We start from the raw sequence: 15,596 nt of genomic DNA, 5'->3' as shown, positions 1-15,596 counted from the left end.
GTCTGGTCTGGTCTGGTCTGGTCTGGTCTGGTCTGGTCTGGTCTGGTCTGGTCTGGTCCCCGACGGACTCAAGGACGGCCCCGCCGTCCCCTCGGACATGCGCATCGCCGTCCCCAACAAGGGCCGTCTCCACGAGCCGACGATCGAGGTCCTCGAACGGGCTGGCCTCCACATCGAGAACACCGCCGACCGACAGCTGTACGCCGACACCGTCGACCCCGAGGTCACAGTCCTGTTCGCGCGCGCCGCCGACATCCCCGAGTACGTCGCCGACGGCGCCGCCGACGTGGGGATCACTGGCCTCGACCAAGCCCGCGAGTCCGGCCACGACCTCGTCGACCTGCTCGACCTCGGCTACGGCAACTGCCGACTCGTCCTCGCGGCACCCGAGGACGGCGACATCACCGAGCCAGCGGACGTGACCGGCCTGACGGTCGCCACGGAGTTCCCCCGCGTCACGCGCGACTACTTCGACCGGAAAGGCATCGACTGCGAAGTCGTCGAGGTGACGGGCGCGACCGAACTCACCCCCCACGTCGACATGGCCGACGCCATCGTCGACATCACCTCGACGGGGACGACGCTGCAGGTAAACCGCCTCGCCATCGTCGACGAGGTGCTCGCCTCATCCGTCCGGCTGTTCGCCCGCTCGGACGTGGCCGACGACGAGAAGGTCCAGCAGGTCGCCACCGCCTTCGAGTCCGTCGTCGCCGCCGAGGGGAAGCGCTACCTGATGATGAACGCTCGCCGCGACGACCTCGAGGCGGTGAAAGACGTGCTGCCCGGGATGGGCGGCCCGACGGTGATGGACGTCGCCGACGGCGACGAGGACCACGTCGCCGTCCACGCGGTCGTCGACGAGCGGCAGGTGTTCGAGACCATCTCCGAGTTGAAGGGCGTCGGGGCCAGCGATATCCTCGTCACCGAGATCGAACGCCTCGTCGAGTAGTCGCTCGCAGGAGCGTCCGCCGAGCGGACCGGCCGCTCGACACTGCTCCAGTCGCGGTCGAAAACGGGTTCGCAGTCCTCGTGTTCACAGTCCTCGCGACGACGTTACGCCGCGAGCGCCTGCTCCCACGCGTGGGTGTCGGTGTAGTTGCTGCACCGGGTGATCTGGCCGTCGCGCAGTTCGATGACGTGCGCGAACGGCGCCGCCACCGTCTCGCCCGAGTCGCGGACCGTGCCGCGGTCGGTGCCGAGGACGACGACGGTGTCGCCCGCGTCGATGACGCGGTCGACCTCCACCACGAATTCAGCCATCTCCGCCGCCACCGGTGCGAACACCTCCTCCATCACGCTGTCTGCGCCACGGTGGGTCCCGCTGAAGCGCGACCCCTGGGGCTCGACCCACTCGACGTCCGGCGACATGATCGAGAACACCGTCTCCATGTCCCCCTCGTTGAACGCCGCGTACGCCTCTCGAATCACCGTCTCGTTCGTCCGAGCCGCTGTGCTAGCCATCTGTGTTCACCGGATATCTGTTGGATGCGTGAGGGCAAATACGCTCGTTCACGATACGGCCACGATGCGCTCGGTGGACGCTCGCCCACGCAGTTCCGGCGCCGTGCCCGTCACTCCGAGCGCCAGCGCAGGTCCGGCGCCGTCACCCGCGGGTCGATGCCGCGGTCGCCGCGGACCCGCGCCCACGCGACCGTCGCGACCGTCCCGACGAGCACTGCGGCCATCCCGAGCAGTCCCGCCTCGGGGCCGAACGCGCCGCCGGTGACGAGCGCCGGCCCAGTCGGTTCGAGGTCGACGACGGCGGCCTCGATGGGGAGGCCGCTGACCGCGAAGCCGTATCCCAGTCCCTGCGCGGCGTTCCACGAGATGTGCACGCCGACGGGGAACGAGAGCCGTCCCGTCAGGACGAACCCGACGCCGAGGAACGCGCCGGCGAGCGTGATCCCGACCGTCGAGGCGGTCGACGACCCGGGGTTGCTCGCGTGGAGCAGGCCGAACACGACCGCCGAGACGCCGAGCGCGCCCGCGACGGCGACGCGCTGCCCGGCGAAGCGGAGTCCCTCGGCGGCGTTGACGAGCAACAGGCCGCGCGAGAGGAGTTCCTCGTAGAAGCCGACGACGAGGAACACCAACAGGACCGACACGAAGCCGCCCGCGGTGCCGACGAGCGTGTCGGCGACACGGAACCACCCGGCGGCGACGCCGACCACGGCGATCAGCGTCTGGAGGAGGACGCCCAGCGCGAGGCCGGCGCCCAGATCCGCGAGCCACCCCGGCTCGCGTCTGAGGCCCAGATCTGTCAGGCGTCGACGGTCGACGTACCGGGCGGCCACGAGGGTCGCGCCCGCGACCGCGAGCATCGGGAGCACCGTCGGGAACGGTGCGGGCAGGCCGACGCCGAACAGGAGCGCGCTCGTCCCGACGAGCGCGATGCCGACGACCACGACCGCGACGGCGAGTCGCAGTGGGGCGCGGAGTCGGCGCTCGGCGGCGTTCCAGACGGGGTAGCGGAGGCGCGCGAGGACGGAGCCGTCGCCGCTCATACCGGCGCGGTCTGGTAGATCGCCAGCACGCTGTTGATCCCGACGGCCGCGAGGATCGTGAGCGAGTAGTGGAGGGCGGTGACGATGGCGGTACCGCGCTTGTTCAGCCCGTACGCCAGGTACACCATCACGTAGTCGACGACGAGCGCGATGGCGATGACCGCGGCGGTCGGCAACACCGCCGCCGAGAGCCCGACGAGCGCCATCGCCACGCCCGGGGGTACTGCCTGTCGAAGCTCCGCCTCGTCGCCGAGGAGGAAGTACGCCGCCGTGTTGGCAAGCAGCGTCGAGAGGACCGCGATGAGGAGGAAGCCGCCGAGCAGTCCCACGACAGACAGCTGGAGTGGCGTCGGCACGCTATCCGAGGAGCCCCAACTCCGAGAGGCGGTCGGAGATCACCTCGACGGCGGCTTTCGCGTCCGCGGGCTCCTTGCCGCCCGTGATGACGAGTTTGCCCGAGCCGAACAGCAACGCGACGACGTTCGGTTCGTCGAGACGGTACACGAGGCCGGGGAACTGCTCGGGTTCGTACTCGATGTTCTCCAAGCCGAGACCGATGGCGATGGCGTTGAGGTTCAGGCTCTTTCCCAGATCCGCAGAGGTGACGATGTTCTGGACGGTGATCTCGGGGTCGTCCTCGATCGGGATCTCTAGCTCGCGGAGTTTGTCGAACACGAGGTGGAGCGCCTCGTGGACGGCGTCGGTGCTCTTGGCACCCGTACAGACGATCTTGCCCGACCGGAAGATGAGCGCGGCGCTCTTCGGATCGGTCGTGCGGTACACCAGCCCCGGAAACTGCTCGGGGTCGTAGTCGGCCCCCTCCAAGTCCATCGCGACGGTCTGGAGGTCCAGTTCGAGGCCGATCCCAGTCGACGCGACGACGTTCTCGATGTTGATCGACTCGGCGGGATCTACCATTCTTGGGTCGAATGTGGGTTTAAATGGTTAAAGTAGTACCGCCCTGCCGGGTGCGTGTTCCAGACCGGATCGCACTCGGCGGTCCCGCCACCGCGGTCGTCGCGCCGCCCGCGGATCCGGACGTTCAAGCGCCCCGGCGAACCACCACCGGTCGTGTACGGTTTGGAACTCGCCGGCGAGGAGGACGCGTTCGCGGCGCTGGAGGCGCGCGCCGCCGCCGCCGGCGTCGAGACGGTCGCCCCGGGGCTGGCGGTCGCCGACGCGGTCGACCCGGACCGCGTCCGCGGACTGGCGTACACCCGGACGGCGCTCGACCTCCTTGGTCGCGCCGACGCCGACCCCCGGAGCGCCCGCGCCGTCGTCGAGGCCGCGAGCATCGACCGGGAGGGCACCGTCGCCGTCCGGGCGCGCGTCGTCCGCGACTCCGCCGACGTCTCCACCGCGGAAGCCGAGCGCGAGTGCGGCGCCGCTCTCGTCGAGCGCGGCTTCGACGTGGATCTGGACGACCCCGACCACACCCTCCGAGTGCTGTTCGCCGACGACACCTGCCTCGTGGGCTGGGTCGTCGCCGAGTCGGTCAGGGACTTCTCGACGCGCAAGCCGACCGACCGCCCGTTCTTCCAACCCGGGAGCATGGCGCCGATGGACGCCCGCGCGTACGCAAACCTCGCGGGCGCAGGGCCCGGACAGACCTTGCTGGACCCGATGTGCGGCACCGGCGGCGTGCTCATCGAGGCGGGCCTCGTCGGGAGCGACGTGCTCGGCAACGACGCCCAGCAGAAGATGGTCCGCGGCGCCCGCGAGAACCTCGCACACTACCTCGGCGACGACGTCGGCCACGACGTGATTCGGGGAGACGCGACCGCCCTCGCCCTCCGCGACGACGCGGTCGACGGCGTCGTGTTCGACGCGCCGTACGGTCGTCAGTCGAAGATCGCCCGCCACGACCTCGACGACCTCGTGTCGTCGGCGCTCGCGGAGGCCGCCCGCGTGGCGCCTCGTGGGGTGCTCGTCGCCGACCGCTCGTGGCGCACGGAGGCGCTTGACGCGGGATGGCGCGTCACCGACTCCTTCGAGCGACGGGTCCACCGGAGTCTGGTGCGGCACGTGCTGGTGCTGGAGCGGGAGTGACGAACGGGAGGCGGTGAAAACGGGAGTGACGCGCGTGGCTCGGACTACTCGTCGTCGCCCAGCAGCGCGTCGACCAGTTCCTCTGGCTCGAACAGGGTCAGGTCGTCGTACCCCTGCCCGACGCCGAGGAACAGGATCGGCTTGCCGGTCACGTACGCGATGGAGATGGCCGCGCCGCCCGAGGAGTCGGCGTCGGCCTTCGTGAGGATGGAGCCGTCGATAGCGGCGGCGTCGTCGAACTCCTGTGCGCGGCGGACGGCGTCCTGGCCGGCGACCGCCTCGTCGACGAAGAGGGTCATGTCGGGGTCGACGACGCGGTCGATCTTCTCCAGTTGCGCCATCAGGTCGTTGCTCGTGTGGAGGCGACCGGCGGTGTCACCGAGCACGACGTCGATGTCGTTCGCCTCGGCGTACTCGACGCCGTCGTAGATGACGGCGGCGGGGTCGCCGCCCTGCTCGTGGGCGATGAGCTTCCGGTCGAGCGCCTCGGCGTGCTCGCGGATCTGCTCGTTGGCGCCCGCGCGGTAGGTGTCACCGTTCGCGAGGACGGTCGAGTAGCCGCGCTCCTCCAGCCACCGCGACAGCTTCGCGATGCTGGTGGTCTTCCCGACGCCGTTGACGCCGGTGAACACGACCGTCACGGGCTTGTCGGCCTCGGCGATGCGCTGCTCGAAGTCGAACTGCCCGACGCTGATCACGTCGACGAGCGCGTCGTGGAGCGCCTCGGTGACGAGCTGGTCCGTCGTCTGGACCTGCGCGCGCGTCTCGCCGAGCATCTTCTCGCGGACGGTGTCGAGGATGCGGTCGGCGACGCTCATCTCCACGTCGCTGGAGAGGAGCGCGAGTTCGAGGTCCTGAAGGGGTCCTTCGAGGTCCTCCTCCTCGATGATGACCTTCCCGGTGGCGAACGCCGCCGCGCGTTTGAGGCGGCTCGGCCCCGAGTCGCCGTCGTCGGCGTCGGCCTCAGCCTCGGCCTCGGCGGCGCCGTCGTCGTCGGTCGCCGGCGCGGGCTCGGCATCGGTGGCGGGAGCGGGAGTGGCCTCCGGCTCAGCCGCCTCCGACGGCTCGGCTTCCGCGGCTTCAGCGGCGGCGGCGTCGGCTGTCGCGTCCGCCTCGGCGTCGGCCTCCTCGGCCTTCTCCTCGACTTCCTCGGCGGCGTCTTTCCGGAAGGAGGAGAGCTTGTCCTTCAGGCCGTCGAACATCCCTTACTCGTCCCCGTCGTCGGCCTCGTCGGCCATCTGCTGCATCTGCTGCATCTGCTGCTGCTGCATCTGCTGTTGCATCTGCTGGGCCTGCGCCTCGAGCTGCTCGCGCTCGCTCTCGAGCTCCTGCTTCTCCTCGGTGACGGTCTCGATTTGCTCGTCGAGCGCGTCCTTGCGCGCGTCGAGCGCGTCGACGGCGTCGCCCTCCTCCAGCTCCGCGGCGTAGTCGCCGCCGAGGCTCACGACGATCTCGTCGAGGTCCTGGACCTCGGCGCGGACGTACGCGCCGCCGCCGAGGGGGACCTGGATCGTCGAGCCGGTGTCGATCTGGTCGATGGCGTCGACCGCCTCGTCGATGTCACGCTGCTCCTGGCGGAGGTCGTCGATGTCTGCCTCGAGCTCCTCGATCTCGCCTTCGATCGCCTGGACTTCCTGGGAGATCTGCTGGAGCTGCTGCTGACCCGGACCGCCTCCGCCGAGACTCATTCGGCGACCACCTCGCCGATCTCGATCTGGGTGCGGTTCAGGTTGTGCTCGGCGCCGAACTTCGAGAGCACGTGCTCTCGCGCGACGTTCTCGTTCGTCGCCTCGATCGAACGGGTGAACGCCTGCATCCCGTCCCGCGTCTGGAACCGGCCGCTAACTGTGAACTGGCTCATGTGCGCGAAAAACGGCCCGCGACGCGGAAGTACCTTCCGACTCCCGCCGTCGGTCGGAATCGGCCACGGGGCCTGTCGCCCCCGTTTCCGGGACGCACGGCGGGTTCGGATCGGTGTGCGCGCCGTTGGCGGCAGTTCGGCACCGCCGGTCGGCCGCTGCGCTCGTCGAGATCGTCGTCGTCGGTCGGCGGTAACGTGGGACTCGGTGCGGGGGCCGGGCCTCCTCTCAGACGGAACTGGCCGAGTCGTTCTTGCAGTTGTAGAGCCTGAGCGTACTGGCCGGCTCGGCCCGAAGACCTCGCCGGCGTTCTGTCGAGTCGTTCTTGCAGTTGTAGAGTCCGAGCGTACTGGCCGGCTCGGCCCGAAGACCTCGCCGGCGTTCTGCCGAGTCGACGAAGTCGACTCGCTTACTCGATGAACCCGAGCGTGTCGTCGATCCGACCCAGCTCCGGCCCGGTAGTGTCCTCGCCGACGGCGTAGCCGTCGTCGTTGGCGAGCAGCCCCGACCCGACCAGCGGCGCGCCGTAGTTGACGGTGCCGAGGTCGGCGTACACGTCGAGGTGCTCTTCCAGCGCCTCCAACTCCGGCTCCTCGCTGTGCGGGTGACACAGCACGCCGGTGTTGTTGGCGACGGCGGCGGTGCCGACGGTGTTGACGCCGCCGAGCGAGCCGCGTTTCACCGGCACGTCGAGGGTCTCGGCGACCACGTCGACGGCCTCCGCGGTCAGGTCCGGGTGAACGTACGCGCCGTGGTCGTTCGCGAGCACGACGTTGCCGGCGGCGTTGAGCTTGCCGGGGAGGCGCTCGACGGGGTCGTCAGTCGCCTCGCGGAGGGCGTCGATTTCGCGGTCGGTCGCCTGCCGGGAGACGAGCAGACCGTTCTCGTTGCCCGCGACGAGCGAGCCGACGGTGCCCGACCCGCCGACGGTCGTCTTCAGCACGTCGACGCCGAACTCCTCGGCGAGGTGGTCGGCCAGGTCGTCGTCGACGTCGGGCCGCACGACGATGCAGTCGCTGGCGGCGTGCGCGTAGACTCCGACGTACGACGACCCGGCGAACGAAACGCGAAGCACGCCCGGTTAGGCCGGCTCCGCCTCGACGACGACCTCGCCGTCCTCGTCGAAGCGGGCCGCCCGCAGGCGGACTTTGCTCGGGGGCTTCTGGCGGCCGCGGGCCCAGACGGTCTCGTTGACCGCGGGGTCGAGGCGGACGTCGCCCTCGTCGACCGAGAAGTGCTTCGCGAGGTGCGCGCGGATGAGCGACATCGCCTTGTCGCCGCGCTCCTGGGACGGCGCCTGCTTCGCCTCGCGGAGCGGGACCGTGACGACGCGCTCCTCGAAGTCGTTGGCGCTCATTTACTCGTCCGTGTCCGAGCGCCGCCAGTGGCGTCGCTTCGGGTTGCGGGTCACTTCCATGTCGGTCTTCATCATCACCCACGCCGGAACGCGGCTGTTCTGCCGCTCCAGCTTGGCAAGGCGCTTCTTCTTCGCCTTGGATTTCTTGGTCATGGTATCCGGCAGATTCAGCTTCGGAAGGGAAAACCCTGTCCATCCGAGAGCGCGCTCGACGCCCCACGTCGTCGGGGTCGCGTGCGGTTCGCTCTCTCGACTCACAGTCCCGCCAGCGACCCCACCCCGGCGCCGACGGCGGCTGCCAGCGCGCCGCCGAGCACCACTCTGACGGTCGCCTCCACCACGTCACGGCCGACGAGACGCACCCGCAACGCCGCGACGACGGTCAACTCCGCGGCGACGACGCCGATTGCGAGGAAGTAGCCACCGAGCCCCGAGAGGACGACCAGCGCGGGCAGGCCGCCCGAGAGGAACGCCCCGCCGCCGGCGAAGCTCGCCCGTCGAATTGGGTCGTCGGCGGTCGACAGGCCGCCATCGTCGTCGTTGGCCGCCGATAGCGCCGCGTGCAACGCCACGCCGACGGCGGCGGCGAGTCCGACCAGCCCGGCGGTCCACGCGTCGACGGCCACCGCGGCCGCGAACAGCGGCGCGGGTACGACGACGGCCCCCGCGGTGAGTCCCGCGAGGGCGGGCTCGCTCACCCGGTAGCGCAGCGTCGTCCGCGTCTGTCCCGCCGGTCGCATTCGCCCCGACTTTTCCGCCGGCCGGAATAACTCCACCGTCAGACGCACGTGGGCCAGTCGTCGGTGCCCCGCAGACTCGCCCGCGTCGAAACCGGTTTGGGCGCTCCCGCCCGCAGTTCGTACATGGAGCCGCTCGGCACCGCGCTCGCCGTCGCCGTCCCCGTCGTCGGGGACCTGCCGCCGCTGGTCGGCGAGCTGCTCGCCGCGCTCGAACGCGTCGCCCGCATCGCGGTGCTCATCGCCGTCGGGGTGTTCCTCGCCAACGTCGCCGTCGAGTTCGGGCTGGTCGAGCGCATCGCCGGCTTCTCGCGGTACCTCACGGGTCCGGCGAACCTCCCCGACGAGGCCGGCACGGCCATCGTCACGACCGCCGCGTCGACGACTGCCGGCTACGGGATGCTCGCCGACTTCCGCGAGTCCGGTCGGCTGTCGGACCGCGCGACGATGGTCGCCGTCGTCATCAACACGTTCTTCGGCTTCGTCCAGCACCTGTTCACGTTCTACGTCCCGGTGATCATCCCGATCCTCGGGCGTGAGACGGGCGTCCTCTACGTCGGGACGCGCGGCGCCATCGCACTCGCGATCACCTGCACCGGCGTGTTGGCGGGCGCCCTCTTGCTCCGCGGGGAGTCCGGCGACCTCGCACCGGCGGACGACGGTCGGGACGCCACGGACGACCCAGCGGAGGCGACGACCGACGGCGGCGCGGCGGCCGAGCCCCCGAGTGACACCGGCGACGACGATGACGACCTCCGTACCCGTCTGGAGTCGGCGGCCGAGTCGACGTGGTCGAAGCTGAAACGGATCGTCCCCCGCCTCGCGCTCGTGTACGTGCTGGTGACGCTGCTGGTCGCTCGGGTCGACCTCCGGTCGCTGTCGGAGGTGGCGGGCCCGCTGGCGGACGTGGCCGGCCTCCCGGCGGCGGTGGTCCCCGCCATCGTCATCTTCGTGTTCGACACGACCGCGGGCGCGGCGGCGTTCGCGCCACTGATCGGCGAGACGCTGACGCCCGAACAGGCCGTCGCCGGGATGCTGATCGGCGGCATCGTTTCGTTCGCGTTCTCGACGTTCAAGCGGTCGATCCCGTTCCAGTACGGCATCTGGGGGCCGTCGTTCGGCTCGAAGGTGATCGCGGTGAACACCGGGCTGAAGGTCGTGTTCATCGGGATCGCGCTGGTCGTGTTCTTGGCGTGAGGCTGCGACCGAACCCGACGGATTCAGGCACCCACCCCCACGACCACGGAGTATGACCGACACACTCGCGATCGCCGGTGGCCGCGTACTCACCCCGGACCTCGACGTGGTCGAGGCGGACGTCCTCGTCGACGCCGACGCCGGCGAGATCATCGAAGTCGCCCCCGGCCTCGCCGCGGACGCCGACGAGACGCTCGACGCGACCGACTCGCTCGTGCTGCCGGGCCTCGTCAACGCCCACTGCCACGCCGCGATGACGTTGCTCCGCGGCTACGCCGACGACGAACCGCTGGAGGCGTGGCTCCGCGAGCACGTCTGGCCGGTCGAGGGCGAGTTGACGCCCGACGACATCCGCGTCGGCACCGAACTCGCGCTGGTCGAGTTGATCCGCTCGGGCGTCACCGCGTTCGCGGACATGTACTTCGCCGTCGACGAGGTCGCTGCCGCCGTCGAGGAAGCGGGCGTCCGCGCCCGCCTCGGCCACGGCGTCGTCACCGTCGGCAAAGACGACGAGGCGGCGCGGGCGGACCTCGACGAGTCGTTCGACGTGGCCGAGCGCCTCGACGGCGCCGCCGACGGTCGCGTTCGGACCGCGGTGATGCCGCACTCGCTCACCACCGTCTCCGACGAGTTGCTCGCCGAGACTGCCGAGCGCGCCCGCGACGCCGACGTGCCGATCCACTTCCACCTCAACGAGACCACCGACGAGGTCACCCCCGTCGTCGACGAGCACGGCGTCCGCCCGAGCGAGCACGCCGCCGACCTCGGCCTGCTCACTGACTCGACGTTCGTCGCTCACGGCGTCCACACCGACCCGTCGGAGTTCGACGTGCTCGCCGAGCGCGGCACCAGCGTCGTCCACTGCCCCGCCTCGAACATGAAACTCGCCTCCGGGATGGCGCCGGTCCAGGCGATGCTCGACGCGGGTGTGAACGTCGCCCTCGGCACCGACGGCGCCGCCTCGAACAACGACCTCGACCTGTTCGACGAACTGCGCGACGCCGCGATGATCGGGAAGTTGGCGGCGGACGACGCCGCCGCGGTCGACGCCGAGACGGCGCTGCGGATGGCGACCGAGGGCGGCGCCGACGCGCTGGGGTTCGACTCGGGTCGGATCGAGGCGGGCGCCAACGCCGACCTCGCGGTGGTGGACCTCGACGCGCCGCACCTGACGCCCGAACACGACCTCGTCTCCCACCTCGTGTACGCCGCCCGTGGCAGCGACGTGCGCCACACGGTGTGTGACGGGCGGGTGCTCATGCGCGACCGCGACGTGCTCGCGTTCGACGAGGCCGCCGTCCGCGAGCGCGCCCAGGAGCACGCCGAGGCACTCGTCGCGCGCGCCGAGGAGTAAGCCCAACCCGCGACACAAGACCTTTCTCTGCGCTGTCGGATCGCCGCGTATGGCCGCCCTCCAGACAGCCGCCGGCGTCGTCCTCGTCGCCGTCGGCGCCGTGTTCGCGACGTACACCGCCCGCCACTGGCGGCAGTACCGCGCCGTCGCCGCCACGCCCACGACCGACCTCTCGCGCGTCGAGGAGGGGCCGGTCGAGGTGAAGGGGACGGTGACCGAGGCGTCCGCCACCGCCGAGCCGACGATCCGCGGCGGTCCCGACCCGGTCGTCGAGGCCTGGGAGGTCGAGGAGTGGAACGAGCGCGGCGACGGCGCCCGCTGGAAGACGCTCGCGCTCGGGGTCGACGGTGGCCGCTTCTTGCTAGAGACCGACGACGGTGAAATCGAGGTCGACGTTCCCACCAGCAGTTCGGGATCGTTCTCGCTCCCCGAGGCGCTGCTGTCGACCGGGATGACGGGCGTCGCCCTCGACGACGTGGCCGTCGAGGTGGCGCGGATGCCGTACGCGCAGGTCGAACCGGACGAGCGCCCGCCCGACCGGGTCCGGTCGTTCGTCCACGCCCACCGCGACGTGGACGGCCAGACGGACTCGATCACCAACCTGATCGACATCGGGAACGCCCACGGCGAGCGCAAGTACCACTCCCAGACGGTCGAGGTCGGCGACGAGGTGTACGTCCTCGGGCGCGCGACCGAGAGTGCGGACGCCCCGCACCCGCCGCGCGCCGAGCACATGACCGTCCGCGGCGGCCCTGAGGACGGCGTGCCCATGATCGTCTCGACGCTCCGGGAGGACCGCATCGTCTCGCAGGGTCGCACCCGGACGCGGGTCGCGGGCGCCGGGGCGGCGCTCGCGCTCGCCGCGGGGATCTGGCTGCTGTGGGCGCCGTATCTCGCGGGTGCGCTGTAGGCCGACAGCCGACGGCGCGCCCCCACGCTGTCGGCCACCCGGGCCGACTCCGGCGGGATTAAACCGTCCCGAACCGACCCCGCGAGTATGAGTACGCAGGCGTACGCGCCGGTGACAGAGCACCTCGACGACCCCGCCTCGGCCGCCGAGGAGGGCCGTCGCAAGATGGACTGGGCGCTCCAGCACATGCCGATCCTCGCGCACCTCCGCGAGGAGTTCGAGGCCGACCAGCCGTTCGCGGGCCAGACGATCGGGATGGCGATGCACGTCGAGGCGAAGACGGCGAACCTCGTCGAACTGCTCGCCGACGGCGGCGCCGAGGTCGCCATCACGGGCTGTAACCCGCTGTCGACCCACGACGACGTGTCGGCGGCGCTCGACACCCACGACAACATCACCTCCTACGCCGTGCGCGGCGTCGACGACGACGACTACTACGCCGCCATCGAGTCGGTCATCGCCCACGAGCCGACCATCACCGTCGACGACGGGATGGACATGGTCGCGGCCATCCACGAGGACTACCCCGAACTCATCGACTCCATCGTCGGCGGCGCCGAGGAGACGACGACGGGCGTCCACCGCCTGCGCGCGATGGACGCCGACGGCGAGCTGAAGTACCCCGTGTTCGCCGTCAACGACACGCCGATGAAGCGCCTGTTCGACAACGTCCACGGCACGGGCGAGGCGTCGCTGGCGACCATCGCCATGACGACGAACCTCTCCTTTGCCGGCAAGGACGTCGTCGTCGGCGGCTTCGGCTACTGCGGCAAGGGCGTCGCGAAGAAAGCCGCCGGCCAGAACGCGAACGTCATCGTCTGTGAGGTCGACTCGCGCAAGGCCCTCGAAGCCCACATGGAGGGCTACGACGTGATGCCGATGGCCGAGGCGGCGAAGCAGGGCGACGTGTTCATCACGACGACGGGCAACCGCGACGTGATCACCGAAGAGCACTTCGAGCAGATGCAAGACGGCGTGCTCCTCGCGAACGCCGGCCACTTCGACGTCGAGATCAACCTCGACCAGTTGGACGACATGGCCGTCGACCGCTACGAGGCCCGCGACGGCGTCGAAGCCTACGAGATGGAAGACGGCCGCCGCCTGAACGTGCTCGCGGAGGGTCGCCTCGTCAACCTCGCGGCACCCATCGCGCTGGGTCACCCGGTCGAGGTCATGGACCAGTCGTTCGGCGTGCAGGCGGTGTGCGTGCGCGAACTCGTCGAGAACGGCGACGCCTACGACGCGGGCGTCCACGACGTGCCCGACGAACTCGACCGCGAGGTCGCCGAGGTGAAGTTGGCGGCCGAGGGCGTCGAGTTCGACGCGCTCAGCGAGGAGCAGCGCGAGTACATGGGCTCGTGGCAGCACGGGACGTGAGCGCCGACTCCCACGGAGCCTGAACGGCTCCCCCCGACTGAGCCGACCGACTACAACGAGACTCGTGCCCGCGTCTCGTAGTGCGGCCCCTCCCTGGTCAGGGTCGACTCGGTGAGTCGGACCTCGCGCACCTCGAACCGCCCGACAGTCGGGTCCTCGTCCAGATACTCCTGCACGCGCTGTTTTCCGCGTGCGTCGTCCATCCGAGCCAGGGTGAGGTGCGGCGTGAACTCGTGGTCGGCCTCCTCGAAGCCCAGTTCGACCGTCTCGCGCTCGATGGCCTCGGCGAGCCGAGTCAACTCGGCGCTCCCCTCGCGGACGCCGACCCAGACGACGCTGATGTAGTCGGCCGACGGGAACACGCCGAGCCCACCGACCTCGCAGTCGAACGGACCGACGGCCGCCGCCTCGACCGCGCGGCCGAGCGCCTCGACGACGTCGTCGAGGCGGGACTCGTCCACGTCGCCGAGGAACTTCAGGGTGCAGTGTGCCTGCTCGGGATCGGTGACCCGCAGGCTCGGACCGTCACGCAGGGGCGCTTGCACGTCGGCGAACTCGGCCGAGAGCCGGTCGGGGAGGTCGACCGAGACGAACAGTCGCGGCATACGGACGCTTCGGCGGCGGGGGAGAAAAAACGGCGCGCGCACCCTCGCCACTCGGACGCGCAACATACATCCGTCCACACGGACGATTCGTACTCAATGAGCGACGAGGAGCCGGACCCCGAACGAAAGCCGCACCAGTTCTCCGAGGGCCAGGGCCTCGACGAGGACTACGAGGAGTTCACCCTCGACCCGGAGGCGTTGAACGCCGACCCCTCTCAGGTCGACCCCGTCGACACACGCGTCCTCACGGACCTGCTCGACGAGCGCAACATCCCGAAGGACCGCGTCGACGTGGAGAGTCTCATGGAGGTCGGACTCTCCTACATGGGGATCAACCGCTTCGAGGAGGCGACCGAGACGTTCGCGCGCGCCGCGCAGTTCGCCGAGGACGACTCCCTCGACGAGCAGGAGGCGTGGACGAACAAGGGCGTCGCCCACGCCCAACTGGAGGAGTGGGACGAGGCCGTCGGCGCCTACCGCGAGGCGCTGCGCATCGACGACGACTCCGAACACGCCGCCAGCGCCGAGACGAACCTCGCGTACGCGCTCCACGAGTCTGGACGCACCGAGCAGGCGCTGGAGCACGCCGAGCGCGCCGTCGAGATCGACCCGCGCTTCCCGCAGGCGTGGTACAACCGGGGCTTCTTCCTCGTCGAGCGCGGCCTGCTGGAGGACGCCGTCACCGCCTTCGACAACGCGATCCGACTGGGGATGCGCAACGCCGAGGTGCTCGAAGAGAAGGCCCGCGCGCTCGACGAGTTGGGGCGCGAGGACGAGGCCGAGGCGGCCGCCGAGCGCGCCGAGGAGATCCGCAAGGAGGCCGAACAGGAGATGGTCCGCGAACACGGCGAGGGCGGCGCGATGGGCGGCCAAGGCGGCGCCCCCGGCGGTGTGGGGGGTGGCGGCCAGGGCGCCGGCGGCGACGACCTCGACCTGGGAGGCCTGTAGATGAGCGACGACGCCGGACCGGTCGACGCGACGGACGCGCCCGCCGAGACCGAGTCGTCGGCGAGCGCCGCCGCCGACGCGGACGCCGACTACCTGCTCACGCGCCGCGAGACGCCCGAGGGGACGCTCGTGGCGGTGTGTGACGTTGCCGTGCTCGGCGAGTCGTTCGAGAACGGCCCGGTGTCGCTGGACGTGAGTGAGGAGTTCTACGGGGGCGACGACGCCGAACCCGCCGACGCCGAGGCGGTCGTCGAGGGCCTGTACGACGCCGACACGGCGAACCTCGTCGGCGAGGACTGCGTCGGCGTCGCCGTCGACGAGGGGATCATCGACGAGGAGCGCGTGCTCGACGTGGGCGGCACGCTCCACGCGCAGTTGCTCTGGCTGTAGGCCGCCGACGCCTTCTTGTCCGCTCGCGTCGCGATTCCGTCGTGGCAGACTCAGAACTTCTGGTCCGACTGGACGTGTTCCTCGGACTCGTCGCCGTCGCGGTGATCGTGTACGCGCTCGACGTGCTCGCCGGGAACCTGATCGTCGGTGGACTCGCCCTGGCAGTCGTCGGGGTCGGGTTGTACGCCGTCTGGTCGTACGCCTCGGCGTACCTGTTCGCCGCGGTCGACACCGACGACTGACGCCCCCTCGCGCCGGTTTCGCCCCGTTGCCTCCCCGCGACCGAAGGGATGTTACCCCTCGGTCCCG

Annotated in this window: 21 protein-coding genes; 9 read left to right on the top strand and 12 right to left on the bottom strand. The window is 70.5% G+C overall.

Annotation, left to right across the window (positions count from 1 at the left end; all coding sequences use genetic code 11):
- The first annotated feature begins 97 nt into the window (after positions 1 to 97).
- Positions 98 to 949 carry an ATP phosphoribosyltransferase gene (hisG, locus tag P0R32_RS02130; RefSeq protein WP_276238278.1) on the top strand — a complete coding sequence of 284 codons (852 nt, stop codon included), beginning with the start codon at positions 98 to 100 and terminating at the stop codon, positions 947 to 949.
- A 104-nt stretch (positions 950 to 1,053) separates the two neighbouring features.
- Here the strand turns inward: hisG and P0R32_RS02125 are convergent, their stop codons facing one another.
- The 4 genes from P0R32_RS02125 to P0R32_RS02110 all read right to left on the bottom strand — a co-directional run bounded on the left by P0R32_RS02125 (position 1,054) and on the right by P0R32_RS02110 (position 3,422).
- A complete protein-coding gene (locus P0R32_RS02125; protein WP_276238277.1) occupies positions 1,054 to 1,461 on the bottom strand; it encodes a nuclear transport factor 2 family protein in 408 nt (135 codons plus the stop codon).
- Between the two features lie 110 nt (positions 1,462 to 1,571).
- The gene (locus P0R32_RS02120; RefSeq protein WP_276238276.1) at positions 1,572 to 2,504 is read right to left on the bottom strand and encodes a CPBP family intramembrane glutamic endopeptidase; all 933 of its coding nucleotides are present in this window, start codon (positions 2,502 to 2,504) and stop codon (positions 1,572 to 1,574) included.
- The gene (locus P0R32_RS02115) at positions 2,501 to 2,860 is read right to left on the bottom strand and encodes a DUF7473 family protein (protein ID WP_276238275.1); all 360 of its coding nucleotides are present in this window, start codon (positions 2,858 to 2,860) and stop codon (positions 2,501 to 2,503) included. The genes P0R32_RS02120 and P0R32_RS02115 overlap by 4 nt, the downstream gene beginning before the upstream one ends.
- Position 2,861: 1 nt before the next feature.
- On the bottom strand, positions 2,862 to 3,422 hold the full coding sequence (locus tag P0R32_RS02110; protein WP_276238274.1) for a TATA-box-binding protein: 561 nt from the start codon (positions 3,420 to 3,422) through the stop codon (positions 2,862 to 2,864).
- Positions 3,423 to 3,584: 162 nt separating this feature from the next.
- Here P0R32_RS02110 and P0R32_RS02105 point away from each other — a divergent pair, with 162 nt between their 5' ends.
- Positions 3,585 to 4,553, top strand: a complete 969-nt coding sequence (locus P0R32_RS02105) for a THUMP domain-containing protein (RefSeq protein WP_276239446.1) — start codon at positions 3,585 to 3,587, stop codon at positions 4,551 to 4,553.
- Positions 4,554 to 4,597: 44 nt separating this feature from the next.
- On the opposite strand, the gene ftsY is transcribed toward P0R32_RS02105, so the two are convergent.
- The 7 genes from ftsY to P0R32_RS02070 form a co-directional block, all read right to left on the bottom strand.
- Positions 4,598 to 5,755, bottom strand: coding sequence for a signal recognition particle-docking protein FtsY (gene ftsY / locus P0R32_RS02100; protein ID WP_276238273.1), 1,158 nt, complete (start codon positions 5,753 to 5,755; stop codon positions 4,598 to 4,600).
- A gap of 3 nt (positions 5,756 to 5,758) precedes the next feature.
- The gene (pfdA, locus tag P0R32_RS02095) at positions 5,759 to 6,241 is read right to left on the bottom strand and encodes a prefoldin subunit alpha (RefSeq protein WP_276238272.1); all 483 of its coding nucleotides are present in this window, start codon (positions 6,239 to 6,241) and stop codon (positions 5,759 to 5,761) included.
- On the bottom strand, positions 6,238 to 6,414 hold the full coding sequence (rpl18a, locus tag P0R32_RS02090) for a 50S ribosomal protein L18Ae (RefSeq protein ID WP_276238271.1): 177 nt from the start codon (positions 6,412 to 6,414) through the stop codon (positions 6,238 to 6,240). Before rpl18a ends, pfdA begins: the two co-directional genes overlap by 4 nt.
- 407 nt (positions 6,415 to 6,821) lie before the next feature.
- On the bottom strand, positions 6,822 to 7,487 hold the full coding sequence (locus tag P0R32_RS02085) for a translation initiation factor IF-6 (protein ID WP_276238269.1): 666 nt from the start codon (positions 7,485 to 7,487) through the stop codon (positions 6,822 to 6,824).
- Between the two features lie 6 nt (positions 7,488 to 7,493).
- Positions 7,494 to 7,769 (bottom strand): 50S ribosomal protein L31e, encoded by a 276-nt coding sequence (locus P0R32_RS02080; protein WP_276238268.1) that lies wholly within the window; start codon positions 7,767 to 7,769, stop codon positions 7,494 to 7,496.
- On the bottom strand, positions 7,770 to 7,922 hold the full coding sequence (locus P0R32_RS02075; RefSeq protein ID WP_073308560.1) for a 50S ribosomal protein L39e: 153 nt from the start codon (positions 7,920 to 7,922) through the stop codon (positions 7,770 to 7,772).
- Between the two features lie 101 nt (positions 7,923 to 8,023).
- Positions 8,024 to 8,509 (bottom strand): hypothetical protein, encoded by a 486-nt coding sequence (locus P0R32_RS02070; RefSeq protein WP_276238267.1) that lies wholly within the window; start codon positions 8,507 to 8,509, stop codon positions 8,024 to 8,026.
- 123 nt (positions 8,510 to 8,632) lie between these two features.
- Here P0R32_RS02070 and P0R32_RS02065 point away from each other — a divergent pair, with 123 nt between their 5' ends.
- From P0R32_RS02065 to P0R32_RS02050, 4 genes are all read left to right on the top strand, one after another.
- Positions 8,633 to 9,703 (top strand): nucleoside recognition protein, encoded by a 1,071-nt coding sequence (locus P0R32_RS02065; protein WP_276238266.1) that lies wholly within the window; start codon positions 8,633 to 8,635, stop codon positions 9,701 to 9,703.
- Between the two features lie 52 nt (positions 9,704 to 9,755).
- A complete protein-coding gene (locus P0R32_RS02060) occupies positions 9,756 to 11,057 on the top strand; it encodes an amidohydrolase (RefSeq protein ID WP_276238265.1) in 1,302 nt (433 codons plus the stop codon).
- Positions 11,058 to 11,106: 49 nt separating this feature from the next.
- Positions 11,107 to 11,967, top strand: coding sequence for a hypothetical protein (locus tag P0R32_RS02055; RefSeq protein ID WP_276238264.1), 861 nt, complete (start codon positions 11,107 to 11,109; stop codon positions 11,965 to 11,967).
- 87 nt (positions 11,968 to 12,054) lie between these two features.
- Positions 12,055 to 13,344, top strand: coding sequence for an adenosylhomocysteinase (locus tag P0R32_RS02050; RefSeq protein ID WP_276238263.1), 1,290 nt, complete (start codon positions 12,055 to 12,057; stop codon positions 13,342 to 13,344).
- A gap of 50 nt (positions 13,345 to 13,394) precedes the next feature.
- On the opposite strand, the gene thpR is transcribed toward P0R32_RS02050, so the two are convergent.
- On the bottom strand, positions 13,395 to 13,949 hold the full coding sequence (gene thpR, locus P0R32_RS02045; RefSeq protein ID WP_276238262.1) for an RNA 2',3'-cyclic phosphodiesterase: 555 nt from the start codon (positions 13,947 to 13,949) through the stop codon (positions 13,395 to 13,397).
- A 96-nt stretch (positions 13,950 to 14,045) separates the two neighbouring features.
- On the opposite strand from thpR, the gene P0R32_RS02040 reads away from it, so the two are divergent.
- The 3 genes from P0R32_RS02040 to P0R32_RS02030 are packed head-to-tail and all read left to right on the top strand — an operon-like array spanning position 14,046 to position 15,529.
- Positions 14,046 to 14,897 carry a tetratricopeptide repeat protein gene (locus tag P0R32_RS02040; RefSeq protein WP_276238261.1) on the top strand — a complete coding sequence of 284 codons (852 nt, stop codon included), beginning with the start codon at positions 14,046 to 14,048 and terminating at the stop codon, positions 14,895 to 14,897.
- Positions 14,898 to 15,287 (top strand): DUF424 domain-containing protein, encoded by a 390-nt coding sequence (locus P0R32_RS02035; RefSeq protein WP_276238260.1) that lies wholly within the window; start codon positions 14,898 to 14,900, stop codon positions 15,285 to 15,287.
- A 41-nt stretch (positions 15,288 to 15,328) separates the two neighbouring features.
- On the top strand, positions 15,329 to 15,529 hold the full coding sequence (locus P0R32_RS02030; RefSeq protein WP_276238259.1) for a hypothetical protein: 201 nt from the start codon (positions 15,329 to 15,331) through the stop codon (positions 15,527 to 15,529).
- The last annotated feature ends 67 nt before the right edge of the window (positions 15,530 to 15,596 follow it).

The sequence above is a fragment of the Halobaculum marinum genome (assembly GCF_029338555.1).
GTDB classification, from domain to species: Archaea; Halobacteriota; Halobacteria; order Halobacteriales; family Haloferacaceae; genus Halobaculum; species Halobaculum marinum.
The sequence above is the reverse complement of the archived record's forward strand: the minus strand, read 5'-3'. Positions and strand labels throughout refer to the sequence as shown.

What these genes read in the sequence shown, in the direction of transcription:
- P0R32_RS02075 (WP_073308560.1), bottom strand. Translation starts at nt 7,922, where the DNA reads ATGACCAAGAAATCCAAGGCGAAGAAGAAGCGCCTTGCCAAGCTGGAG.
- P0R32_RS02055 (WP_276238264.1), top strand. Translation starts at nt 11,107, where the DNA reads ATGGCCGCCCTCCAGACAGCCGCCGGCGTCGTCCTCGTCGCCGTCGGC.
- P0R32_RS02065 (WP_276238266.1), top strand. Translation starts at nt 8,633, where the DNA reads ATGGAGCCGCTCGGCACCGCGCTCGCCGTCGCCGTCCCCGTCGTCGGG.
- rpl18a (WP_276238271.1), bottom strand. Translation starts at nt 6,414, where the DNA reads ATGAGCCAGTTCACAGTTAGCGGCCGGTTCCAGACGCGGGACGGGATG.
- P0R32_RS02035 (WP_276238260.1), top strand. Translation starts at nt 14,898, where the DNA reads ATGAGCGACGACGCCGGACCGGTCGACGCGACGGACGCGCCCGCCGAG.
- P0R32_RS02120 (WP_276238276.1), bottom strand. Translation starts at nt 2,504, where the DNA reads ATGAGCGGCGACGGCTCCGTCCTCGCGCGCCTCCGCTACCCCGTCTGG.
- P0R32_RS02040 (WP_276238261.1), top strand. Translation starts at nt 14,046, where the DNA reads ATGAGCGACGAGGAGCCGGACCCCGAACGAAAGCCGCACCAGTTCTCC.
- P0R32_RS02125 (WP_276238277.1), bottom strand. Translation starts at nt 1,461, where the DNA reads ATGGCTAGCACAGCGGCTCGGACGAACGAGACGGTGATTCGAGAGGCG.
- thpR (WP_276238262.1), bottom strand. Translation starts at nt 13,949, where the DNA reads ATGCCGCGACTGTTCGTCTCGGTCGACCTCCCCGACCGGCTCTCGGCC.
- P0R32_RS02110 (WP_276238274.1), bottom strand. Translation starts at nt 3,422, where the DNA reads ATGGTAGATCCCGCCGAGTCGATCAACATCGAGAACGTCGTCGCGTCG.
- P0R32_RS02080 (WP_276238268.1), bottom strand. Translation starts at nt 7,769, where the DNA reads ATGAGCGCCAACGACTTCGAGGAGCGCGTCGTCACGGTCCCGCTCCGC.
- pfdA (WP_276238272.1), bottom strand. Translation starts at nt 6,241, where the DNA reads ATGAGTCTCGGCGGAGGCGGTCCGGGTCAGCAGCAGCTCCAGCAGATC.
- ftsY (WP_276238273.1), bottom strand. Translation starts at nt 5,755, where the DNA reads ATGTTCGACGGCCTGAAGGACAAGCTCTCCTCCTTCCGGAAAGACGCC.
- P0R32_RS02060 (WP_276238265.1), top strand. Translation starts at nt 9,756, where the DNA reads ATGACCGACACACTCGCGATCGCCGGTGGCCGCGTACTCACCCCGGAC.
- P0R32_RS02070 (WP_276238267.1), bottom strand. Translation starts at nt 8,509, where the DNA reads ATGCGACCGGCGGGACAGACGCGGACGACGCTGCGCTACCGGGTGAGC.
- P0R32_RS02050 (WP_276238263.1), top strand. Translation starts at nt 12,055, where the DNA reads ATGAGTACGCAGGCGTACGCGCCGGTGACAGAGCACCTCGACGACCCC.
- hisG (WP_276238278.1), top strand. Translation starts at nt 98, where the DNA reads ATGCGCATCGCCGTCCCCAACAAGGGCCGTCTCCACGAGCCGACGATC.